At 54.8% G+C, this 11799-nt stretch carries 6 protein-coding genes; all 6 read left to right on the plus strand.

What is annotated here, in order from left to right; genetic code table 11:
- Window positions 1–1197: 1197 nt before the first annotated feature.
- Window positions 1198–4509, plus strand: coding sequence for a SusC/RagA family TonB-linked outer membrane protein (locus H6B30_RS01360; RefSeq protein ID WP_205107177.1), 3312 nt, complete (start codon window positions 1198–1200; stop codon window positions 4507–4509).
- Window positions 4510–4571: 62 nt separating this feature from the next.
- Window positions 4572–6563 carry a RagB/SusD family nutrient uptake outer membrane protein gene (locus tag H6B30_RS01365; protein ID WP_205107179.1) on the plus strand — a complete coding sequence of 664 codons (1992 nt, stop codon included), beginning with the start codon at window positions 4572–4574 and terminating at the stop codon, window positions 6561–6563.
- Between the two features lie 805 nt (window positions 6564–7368).
- The gene (locus H6B30_RS01370) at window positions 7369–8385 is read left to right on the plus strand and encodes a lysylphosphatidylglycerol synthase transmembrane domain-containing protein (protein ID WP_205107181.1); all 1017 of its coding nucleotides are present in this window, start codon (window positions 7369–7371) and stop codon (window positions 8383–8385) included.
- A gap of 112 nt (window positions 8386–8497) precedes the next feature.
- Window positions 8498–9955 (plus strand): aminoacyl-histidine dipeptidase, encoded by a 1458-nt coding sequence (locus H6B30_RS01375; RefSeq protein ID WP_205107183.1) that lies wholly within the window; start codon window positions 8498–8500, stop codon window positions 9953–9955.
- A gap of 149 nt (window positions 9956–10104) precedes the next feature.
- Window positions 10105–10599, plus strand: a complete 495-nt coding sequence (locus H6B30_RS01380) for a PH domain-containing protein (RefSeq protein WP_205107185.1) — start codon at window positions 10105–10107, stop codon at window positions 10597–10599.
- Window positions 10600–10844: 245 nt separating this feature from the next.
- The gene (locus tag H6B30_RS01385) at window positions 10845–11771 is read left to right on the plus strand and encodes a magnesium transporter CorA family protein (RefSeq protein ID WP_205107469.1); all 927 of its coding nucleotides are present in this window, start codon (window positions 10845–10847) and stop codon (window positions 11769–11771) included.
- Window positions 11772–11799 lie beyond the last annotated feature (28 nt).

Below are 11799 nucleotides of genomic sequence, written 5' to 3' on the forward strand. Positions count from 1 at the left end.
TGCCTGCCCGAAGGCCGGCACCGGTGTTCCACCAATCCGGCGCAAGGCTATGGGCAGCCCGCCGGGCCGCTCTGCACTGCCCGCGCTCTGTTTTCTAAATGCAAAGATACTTGTTTTCGGCTGTAAACCGAATATCGCCATTACCGAAACGCCAACCATTTTTACTGATATTCACGCTGGCCTTAGAGCACAGTCGCCACGGCCATAGGCACCTGCAGGGCGCCGGGGCCCGCAAAGCTGCAACCTCATTGCCGTGACTTTATCCCTCTGCCTCGGCCTGTGGCGCAACCCGACAAGGCGTGGAAGCCTGGAGCCAAGCGCCTGTGAAGCATTGCACTATATCACCGCAAGCCAGCCGGCGGCCTTACGGAAACAAGGAACAAAATAGTTACAACGCCGGGATGCGGCCCACGCCATGCCATGGCGCACCGGCCATACGGCCCTAACGAGGCCGCAAAAGCGCCCGTTTGGGGCTGCAAAACGCGCCGTTTTGCCATTCAAAACGGTCCAAACCGCAACCCTCTGACAGCCAGGCGGTTGCGCTGCCGGGCGAAATAATGAAACGATTTGACAAAAATGGCAACACAGCGGCGGTCTGCCTGACGGCACGCCAGCGCGGCCACCCACGGCTAAAAACCGGCTCCGGGCATGGCACAGCGGGCATGGCAACCATTGCCGGGCACCGGCTGCCAAGGCCATGTTGCACGCCGGAGCCAACAAAAAATATGGTAGCTGCACCCGTTTTGCCAAACCGAACGTGGCCGGTTTGGCGCAATGATTAACCGAAACGCCCGATATAGTGTATTTTCGACTATCATTCTCGGCAAGATACACATCTTTCCAGATATTTTTACATACATTTGCAGCGACCAATAAACTATAAACGACAATGAAAAAAACATCTTTGCAACACCGGGAATGCCTGCCGGAGCAACGCTGCAACACCGGGCCATGAGACTCTGAGCGCCAATGGATGGCAAAAACCGGCCCCGGCCCGCCTGTGGGCAATCAGCCGATGGACAGGCAACGGGGCAAAAAACCTAAAAAGCAACGACACACAGTAATTAACCTAAATTACAAAACAAAAGACAACTTACCTAAAACCAAACGTCCGGGCAGACCACGCTATGCCGCCAAAGCCATAGCCGCCATGTTTGCACGGATACCAACCCACCATTTTATACCAATAACAACCACATGAAAAAGAAAAGCATCATGAGACAGCCATGGGCGCTGCTGCTGCTGACCATGGCCGCCACGGCCACCGGCACAACCCAACATGCAATGGCCGCAGGGCCGCAACAGTCGGTGCAACGTGAGGCCTCGACCATCAAAGGCGTCGTTGTAAACGAAGAGGGTGAACCCATCATCGGGGCCACCGTGAGGGTGAAGGGCACTTCGACAGGCGCCATCACCGACATCAACGGCAGGTTTGAACTGAAAAGGACTGCAACCGGGGCAGTGATAGAGGTGTCGTACATAGGCTACAACACTGCAAGCGTAAAGGCCACCACCGGCAACATGGCTGTCACGCTGCACTCGGCAGCGACAAAGCTCAACGACGTTGTAGTAGTGGGCTACGGCACCATGCGAAAGAAAGACCTTACGGGAAGCGTCACGCAGATAAGGCCCGAGAAGCTGGCCGATGAAAACCCCACAACCGTACAGGACATCCTGCGAGGCACCCCGGGCGTCAACGTGGGATATAACGCCTCGGCCAAGGGTGGCGGCTCGATGCAGATACGCGGCCAACGGTCGGTGTATACCGACAACGGCCACAACGAACCGTTCATAGTGCTCGACGGAATGCCGTTCTACGGTGAGCTGTCGGAAATCAACCCCGACGACATCGGACAGATAGACGTGCTGAAAGACGCGTCGTCGGCAGCCATATACGGAGCGAAAGCGGCCAACGGCGTCATCATCATAACCACGAAGAAGGGCAAGACAGGCAAGCCCACGATAAACGTGACGGCCAACCTGGGCATAAACACCAAAAGCAACTACACGTTCGACGTTTACGGCCCTGACGACTACATGCGCTACCGCGAAGACTGGTATAAGGCCGGCACTTACGGCATGGGGGCCGACGGCAAGTACGGGGCTTACAAAGCCACCGACAAAAACGGCAATCTCGTGGCGCAACCGGGCTACTACGACACACCGGCCAACGCGGCCGCACGCTACGGCATAGACCGCAACACGTGGGCCGGCTACTCTAACAACGAGGAGGGAGAAAGCGACAGGTCGATATACGCCAAGCGCCTGGGGCTGCGCGACAACGTTTTGGACAACTATCTGGCCGGACACACAACCGACTGGTACGACCACACGTTCCGCACCGGCATCAACCAAGACTACAACGCGAGCATATCGGGCGGCAGCGACCGCATGAACTACTACCTGTCGGGCGGACTACTGAAAAACCAAGGGGTGATAAGGGGCGACGACTACCGCGCCATAAGAGTAAACATGAAGCTGCAGGACAAGGTGACCGACTGGCTGGAGATAGGGGCCAACGTAAACTTCCAAGACCGGTCTGACGAGAGCCAGCCCGTGGGGCTGGGCACCAACTACTGGGACAACAACCAGTTGCGCAACTCGCCCTACTCAAACTACCGAACCGAAGACGGGCAACTGGCCCAGTATCCCATGAACAAAGCCGACTTCGGAGGATATAACTACGACTTCGAACAGCAGTACATCGACCTCGAAAAGGGCTACCAGGTCATCAACACCATAGCCAACGCCAAGGTGACGCTGCCCTTCGGGATAACGTATCAGTTCAACATCGCGCCACGATTTCAATACTTCTACAACCGATACTTCACCTCGGCCGAACGGCCCGACACCGACCCGACAGGACGGGGAGTGGACCGCGAATGGAGCAAAAACTTCGACTGGTCGCTGAACAACACCATAACATGGGACTATCAGCTCAAGCAAAAGCACCACTTCATACTGACGCTCGTGCACGAGGCAGAGGAACGCCGATACTGGAACGACCGCATCGAGGCCCGCAACATACTGCCTACCGACGCTCTTGGATTCCACAACACGCAGAATGCCACCATGACAAACTCGAAAATAAGCACCAACGACTCGCACCAAACGGCCAACGCCCTGCTGGCCAGGCTGTTCTACAGCTACGACGAGCGGTACATGGTGACGGCATCGGTAAGGCGCGACGGCTACTGCGCCTTCGGAGCAAACAACCCCTATGCCACGTTCCCGTCGGTGGCGCTGGCATGGAACTTTGTCAACGAGAAATTCTGGAAATGGGGCAACATCATGAGCACCGGCAAACTGAGGGTGTCGTGGGGCAAAAACGGCAACAGGGCACTGGCCGACCCGTACGTGGCACTGGCCGACCTGGGCTCGGGCACGGGCGGAACAATGGGCTACATAAAGACCGGAGGAGGCACGGTAGACGTGAAATACCTCAGCATCAACCGAATGGCCAACCCGCGGCTGAGATGGGAGAAGACCTCGGCCTTCAACGCCGGCATTGACTTCGGGTTCCTGGACAACCGCATCACCGGCTCCATAGACTGGTATCACATGGAGACGCAAGACATGATAATGAAGCAGCGGCTGCCCGACTTCAGCGGATTCGGAGAGATAACGACCAACCTCGGGCAGGTGAACAACGACGGAATAGAGATTACCGTCAACTCGACAAACATGAAGACGAAGAACTTTGAGTGGCGGACATCTTTCGGACTGGCATGGAACAAGAATACCATCAAGCACCTGTACTATGACTATCAGGACGTGACCGATGCCAAGGGCAACGTCATCGAGAGTAAAGAAAACGACGACAAGACCAACAAGTGGTTCATAGGGAAGCCCATCGGGGCCATCTGGGACTACAAGGTGACCGGGATATGGCAGGCCGACGAATATGAGGAGGCAAAGAAATACGGCCAAAGGCCCGGCGACCCAAAGGTGTGGAACAACCCTGACAACGACGAATACAACGCCGACGGCTCACTCAAAGCCATCGTCTACAACGATGACGACAAGGTGTTCCAAGGACAGACCACGCCCAAGGTGCGCTGGAACATGCGCAACGAGTTCACCATAATGAAGAACATCAGCGTATCGTTCAGCATGTACTCAATGCTCGGGCACAAGAGTCTGTCGGGCTGGTACCTCAACAACGACAACGGCGGCAGCATGGTAACCAAAAACTGCAACGTGTGGGTGAAGCCTTACTGGACGCCGGAAAACCCAACAAACGATTACGCACGCCTCGAATCGAGCGGCCCGACAGGAGCCACCGGCGCGCAAAAGGTGTACAACAGGTCGTTCATCAGGTTTGACAACCTGTCGGTGGCATACACGCTACCGGCGCAATGGGTAAAAAACGCTGGAATAAACACGCTGAAGGTGTATTTCAACATCAGGAACCTTGGCACGTGGGCTCCCGACTGGGAATACGGCGACCCGGAAACAGGAGGGCTCGCAACACGCACTTACACCTTCGGACTTAACGTCAGCATGTAGGAGAAGGCAAGGCAACAAGCCTCTACACAAACAACAACAATATAACCAACAAGACAACAATAATGAATACTATCAGACATATTGCTAACGCGGCATGCGGATTGGCCGCATTGATGGCTGCGGCAACATTCACCGGATGCCAAGACTTCCTCGAGCCCGACCCGCTGTCTATGTTCTCGCCGGAGAACACTTTCAACACCGAGAGCGGACTGGAGGCGACAATGGCCATGTGCGACAAGCACCTGAGAAACTATTACACGCATTACAGCAACAAAAACATCAACTTCCCGCTGACCACGGAATACATGTTCTCCGACCTTGCACTGTACAGCAAGACCGACGCCGGCTCGGGCATCTACGACGACATCGCACACAAACTGACGCCAACCGGGGGCATGCAGGACGGCGACGCCAACAGCATCTCGTTCTTCTGGAACCAGGGATACACCGGCGTCAAGTATGCCAACACCATCATTACGTATATCGACGACGTGAAGGGACTGAGCCAGGAAAAACGAAACGAATACAAAGGCAGGGCCTATTTCCACCGTGCCATCAGGTATTACTTCCTTTGCTGGCAATGGGGCGACATACCGCTCGTGACGAAAATAATATCCGTGCCTAAGCAAAACTACCGCTCAACCCGACGCGACGCCATACTGCGCATGTGCGCCGGCGACATGGAAAAGGCCGTGCAGTGGGTTCCCTCGCAAAAGGACATGGACTACTACGGCATGGTAAACAAAGAGGCTTGCCGCCACCTGCTGGCAAAACTGTACCTGAGCATAGGCGAATGGAAGAAGGCCGAGGCGCAATGCGACACGCTCATCAACATGTCGGGACTGGCGCTGATGACCGAACCCTTCGGCGAAGCGTCGGCAGCCAACAGCCTCAACCCTGAGACATGGGGCATTGAACGCAACGTGATATGGGACTTGCACAGGCCGGAAAACAAAATATCGCAGGCAAACAGGGAAACAATACTGGGCATGCCCAACTGTACTGACCAAAGCCACGTAGACTTCCTCACAATGAGGGTGCTCGGCCCGTCGTGGAACGACAGCCGGCTGAAGGCGCCCGACGGCAAGCAGGCTGTGATGAACTACTCGCGCACAAACTCCAAATACAATGAGTCGCTCGACGCACTGCGTGCTTTCGGACGCGGCATAGCCACCATACGGCCAACGCAGTTTGCGCAACACGGCATGTGGGTTGTCAACGGCGAGGAAGACACCGTCGACTACCGACACAACCATAACATAGGCAACTGGGTGAGAATGACCGACATCAAGTATAACAACCCCGACTCGAAACACTATGGCGAGCACCTCCGGCTGTACGACGACAACGGCAAGTGCCTGACAACAGACACAATACGCAACTGGTTCGACTTCCCGCTCTACAAGATATACATCAAGGACGTGTCGGCCGAAAACAACCTTGCAGCCACGCAATTCAACGGGGCGACAAAGGGAAGCAACGCCAACTGGTATCTGTTCCGCCTGGCAGAGACTTACCTGCTGCGCGCCGAGGCAAGGCTGTACCAAGGCAACACCGACGGGGCGACAGAAGACGTGAACACCATCCGCAGGCGCGCACACTGCTCACAACTGTACAACGCCGTGAACATTGGAGACATTGCAAACGAAAGGGCGCGCGAACTCTATCTCGAAGAGTTCCGCAATGTGGAACTGACACGCATCTCATACGACCTGGCACTAAGCAAGACACCCGACGAATGGGGCAACACCTACGACGCAAAGACATGGGACAAGCAACAGGGAACAGACGCCGACGGCGGAAGCTACTTCTACCAACGCATCTATCACTACTCGCTCTACAACCACACCGGCAACGGCATTGTGAGCGGACCGGCGACACTCAAGTACACGATGGACAAGAGAAACGTGTTCTGGCCGATACCAAACGACGCCATAACCGCCAACAAAAACGGGCAAATATGGCAGAACTTCGGATATGAGGGCTACGATGCCGACATACCTGAATGGGACAACTGGCAGGATGCCGTGGCCGATGAAGACGTCACCGACTGACGGCTGACCGACTGAACAAAAACAAATCCGGGCCGAAATTGCACCATGCAATTGTGGCCCGGATTCTTTATCATAAAACAAAACTAATTGTCTGACACAACAAGAGTGGCGTCAATGGTTGCCGGCGGTCTTGATTCCTATCATTATGCCAAGCGCTACAGCCGCCAGCAACACTACCACATAGACTGCCATCATTACAAACATAATCATCGCCTTGACCTCCTTTCAATTAGAAGTTGGCCTTGAGAAGCTCAACAGATGCCAAAAACAAACCGGCCGTAAGAACCGGCACAACTACGCACAATGCTACAATTCCAATCATTTCCATAATCTTCTACTTACTTTTTGTTGTTATCCTAATACTTGTTTTCTGGTGCAAAGGTACGCCTTCCGGCCGAAATGACGCCTAAAGCAAAGGCACTAAATGCGCCAAAAGCACATATATTTGACACAAATCAATGTTGTGTGCGCCAACAAACAGCAAAATCCTACGCCGAAACGAGCCGCCCCAATCGTGAGACATGCAAGCCGGCAATTGGCCGGACGGCCCCCTTCGGCACGAAGATGCCACATGCCGACATAAGCCAGGCATGCCTGCCAGTTGGCGAAACCGCGTGGTTTGAGCCACCGGCAAGCATGACACAGCCCGCAATCCGGGCCGTCGCAGCAATCGCCCACACGGCCGCATAATCACCACAAAGCCACAAACAACACCGACAAACGCAAATTATGCCCTGCCAGGGACAAGAAAACTAACCGAATTATTTTGCGTTACGCACGAAATAATGTATATTTGCATATTGATATGGAAGCAAGAAAGATAGCAAACACTTGCGTCAAGATAATAATGCCGCTGGCGTTGGGCGGAGCCATATTATACTGGATGTACCGTGGCTTCGACTTCAAGAGCATGAAAGACGTGTTGCTCCACGAAATGGACTGGACGTGGATGGCGCTCTCGTTTCCCTTCGGCATACTGGCGCAAATGCTGCGCGGCTGGCGATGGAGGCAGACACTGGAGCCTGTCGGCGAACATCCGAGGCGGTCGGTGAGCATATATTCGATATTCATCTCATACGCCGCAAGCCTCCTGGTGCCGCGAATAGGCGAGTTTACACGCTGCGGAGTGCTGAAGAGATACGACGGGGTGTCGTTTCCGAAGGCATTGGGCACTGTAGTGACGGAACGGGCCATAGACTCTCTTTTGGTGCTCATAGTCACCGGGGTGATGCTGTTGTGCCAGATGAGGGTGTTCAACACGTTCTTCAACAAGACCGGGACAAGCATGGACTCGCTGCTCGAACGGTTCTCGCCGGCGGGCTATGCAGTGACCGCAGTGTGCGCCATCGCCGCGTTGCTGCTAATACACCTACTGCTGAAGAAGCTGTCTGTATATAATAAGGTGAAGGCCACGCTGAGCGGAATATGGCAGGGTGTGGTGTCACTGAGGGGGGTCAAGAACACGCCGATGTTCCTGCTGTTCACCATCGGGATATGGGCCAGCTACTTCCTCCACTACTACCTGACGTTCTTCTGCTTCGACTTCACGGCCCATCTCGGCGTTTCCTGCGCATTGGTGACGTTTGTAGTGGGCAGCATAGCAGTGATAGTGCCTACCCCCAACGGCGCCGGCCCGTGGCACTTTGCCGTGAAGACAATGCTGATACTCTACGGAGTGGCCGACGAGCAGGCTCTGTTTTTCGTGCTAATAGTGCACTCCGTGCAGACAATGCTCGTGATATTGCTCGGCGTATGGGGCTGGGCGGCACTGGCATTCACCAAAAGGCGCAATGCGCCGGAAGCCATCGCGCCGGCAGCATGAGCCATCAGCGGGCCGGCATAAAACAATGACACAACAAGGGAAAGCCACGGGCGAGGCCAATGCCGGCAGGCAGAAGCGAGCCCCGAAGCCCACCCTAATAAAACCATAGACTATGAGTGAGATAAAAAACCTAAAGCCCGAGTGCATCTGGCGCAACTTTGACGCGCTGACACAGGTGCCGCGTCCGTCAGGACATCTTGAGAAAGTACAGAACTTCCTGCTCGACTTCGCCGCAAAGGTTGGCGTCGAAGCCTTTAAGGACACGGCCGGAAACATTGTGATGCGCAAGCCCGCAACCCCGGGAAAGGAGGGGTGCAAAGGCGTGATACTGCAGGCGCACATGGACATGGTGCCCCAGAAGTCGAAGGAAAGCACGCACAACTTCGAGACGGATCCCATTGAGACATACATCGACGGCGACTGGGTGAAGGCACGCGGAACCACGCTCGGCTCTGACAACGGCATCGGCGTGGCAGCCATCATGGCCGTAATGGAAGCCAAGGAACTGAAGCACGGACCGGTGGAGGCACTGATAACGGCCGACGAGGAAACCGGCATGTACGGTGCCAACGACCTGCCCGAGGGCGAACTCAACGGCGACATACTGCTCAACCTCGACTCTGAGACTTGGGGAAAGTTTGTCATCGGCAGCGCCGGAGGACTCGACATAACAGCCACACTGGAATACAAAGAGGCCGACACCGACCCTGACGACGCAGCCATAAAGGTGACGCTGAAGGGCCTGAAAGGCGGGCACTCGGGATTGGAGATACACGAAGGCCGCGCCAACGCCAACAAGCTGATGGCCCGTTACGTACGCGACGCCATCACCGGATGCGAGGCACGCCTGGCATCGTGGCACGGCGGCAACATGCGCAACGCCATACCGTTTGAGTGCGAGGTAGTGCTGACGCTGCCCAAAGAGAACATCGAGGCCGCAAAAGAGCTCGCAGCCGACTACAAGGAGACCTTCGAGCACGAGTATGCAGGCATTGAGAGCGGCATAATATTCACCGCCGAAGAAACCGAGACGCCCAAGAAGGAAGTGCCGGAGGACATACAAGACAACCTGCTCGACGCCATCTACGCCTGCCACAACGGCGTGCTGCGCATGATACCGGCAATACCCGCCGTGGTCGAGACGTCGTCGAACCTTGCCATAATAGACATTACAGAAGGCAATGCGGCCGTAAAGATACTTGCACGCTCGTCGAGCGAGAGCATGAAGGAATACCTTGCCAACACCCTGCAGAGCTGCTTCAACATGGCCGGAATGAAGGTTACGATGAGCGGCGGCTACACCGGCTGGGACCCGAACACCAACAGCGAGATTCTGAAGCTGCTCGAACGCGAATACCGCGAGCTCTTTGGCGAGGAGGCAGAAGAGAAGGTTGACCACGCCGGACTGGAGTGCAGCGTCATCCTCGGCAAGTATCCTCACCTCGATGTCGTATCGCTCGGCCCGACGCTCCGCTCTCCCCACACCACCGGCGAGCGCTGCTACATACCCACAATGGCACCATTCTGGGACCTGCTCAAGAAGACACTTGAGGACATCCCGGCCAAATAAGGCACGCCACCACGAAATGATATGATCACAATATGGAATGCCTGCCGGCACAACACGGCCCATACGGCAAGTTGTGCCGGCAGCTTCCTTCTGACCGACCGACACTAACCTCAACACAAAACTACATGACCACCACATTCAATGTTACCATGAACAAGACTGTAAAAGTTATGACCGCAGTATGTTTTGCCATAATTTTTACAGTGTTCGGCATCACCTACGGCATCAGCATGTATGACGGCATTGGCTTGGCCGCAACGACCGCAACCACTGTGACATTCGTCGCAGTGCTGGTTTCCATGTTCCTTAGCTACTACTATTCGCCAAAGAAGATTGTCGCAGACAGCCATTCGCTCACCATCATCCGGCGGATAGGAAAGAAAGCGCTGCCCATCCGCGACATCATCTCGATTGAAAGATATGGCGGCATGGCAACCGACCTACGCCTGTTCGGCGTCGGCGGAGTGTTCGGATTCACCGGTTGGTTCACCGGTGGAAAGGGCAAGTACTTCGCATACGTGGGCGACCACCGCAACACGGTGATGTTGACGACCACCCGGCGAAAATACGTGGTGAGCTGCGACAAACCGGAAGAGCTGGTGGCTCTTGTGTCCAGCCTCATCGGCAACGGCGGCAAGGCGTAGGCGGTAAAGCGGCGCCAACAGGCCGTAACAGATGTTTCAATAGCAAAAATATGCATGTCGGCACTTAAATAAAGTTGAAATAAATGCTGGAAGTTAAAAAGAAAATGAGTACCTTTGCACCGCAAAAAACAACAGCAAACAAAATCATGGACGATTATCACGCGGAAAACTTTAACTTGTAGGTGCCGAGGGTTCGCTCGATGAAGCTAATCCTTGACCTGAAATCATTATGGAGGATTAGCAAAATGAGAACTTACTGGAACACGGTTGGAGGGCTCACAGCCATCGACGAGTGGCAGCCCAATTGTTGGATACAAGTTACTTGTCCCACAGAAGAAGACCAGCAGATGCTGGAAGAGCAGTTCAAGATACCCGATTACTTTATCTCTGACATCAGCGATACCGACGAGCGTGCCCGCTACGAGTACGACGACGGATGGATGCTCATTATCCTCCGCATACCGTACGTCAAGGAGATACGCTCGCGCACGCCCTACACCACGGTTCCGCTCGGCATCATCCACAAGCGCGACGTCACCATAACGGTGTGCTATTACGAGACAAACATGATGATAGACTTCGTCAGCTACCAGCAGAAGCGGGGCGAAGGCTTCACCGACTACGTAGACATGATATTCCGCCTGTTCCTCTCTTCGGCCGTGTGGTACCTCAAACGGCTCAAGCAGATAAACAGCCTCATAGAGAAAGCCAAGCGCAACCTCGACCGCGAAGTGAACAACGAGTCGCTCATCGGGCTCAGCCGGCTGCAAGACTCGCTCACCTACTTCATCACGTCGATACGCGGCAACGAGACGCTGCTGTCGAAACTGAAGTTCAAGCTCCAGATAGACGAGCTTGACGCCGACCTCATCGAGGATGTGAACATCGAGATGACGCAGGCCCGAGAGACCACCAACATCTATTCAAACATCCTTGAGTCGACCATGGACACCTACTCGAGCATCATCAACAACAACATGAACACCGTCATGCGTACGCTCACATCGGTGTCGATAATACTCATGTTCCCCACGCTCATAGCCAGCCTGTTCGGCATGAACCTCGTCAACGGCATGGAAGACAGCAAATACGGATTTGCCATAGCACTCGTCATATCAGCTTGCATTTCCGGCGTTTTCTGGTGGGTTTTCCGCCACAAGAGACTTATTTAGACTTAAAAGCTTTAAAAAATAGACTGAA

It is taken from the genome of Marseilla massiliensis (assembly GCF_016899955.1).
Classification (GTDB): domain Bacteria; phylum Bacteroidota; class Bacteroidia; order Bacteroidales; family Bacteroidaceae; genus Prevotella; species Prevotella intestinigallinarum.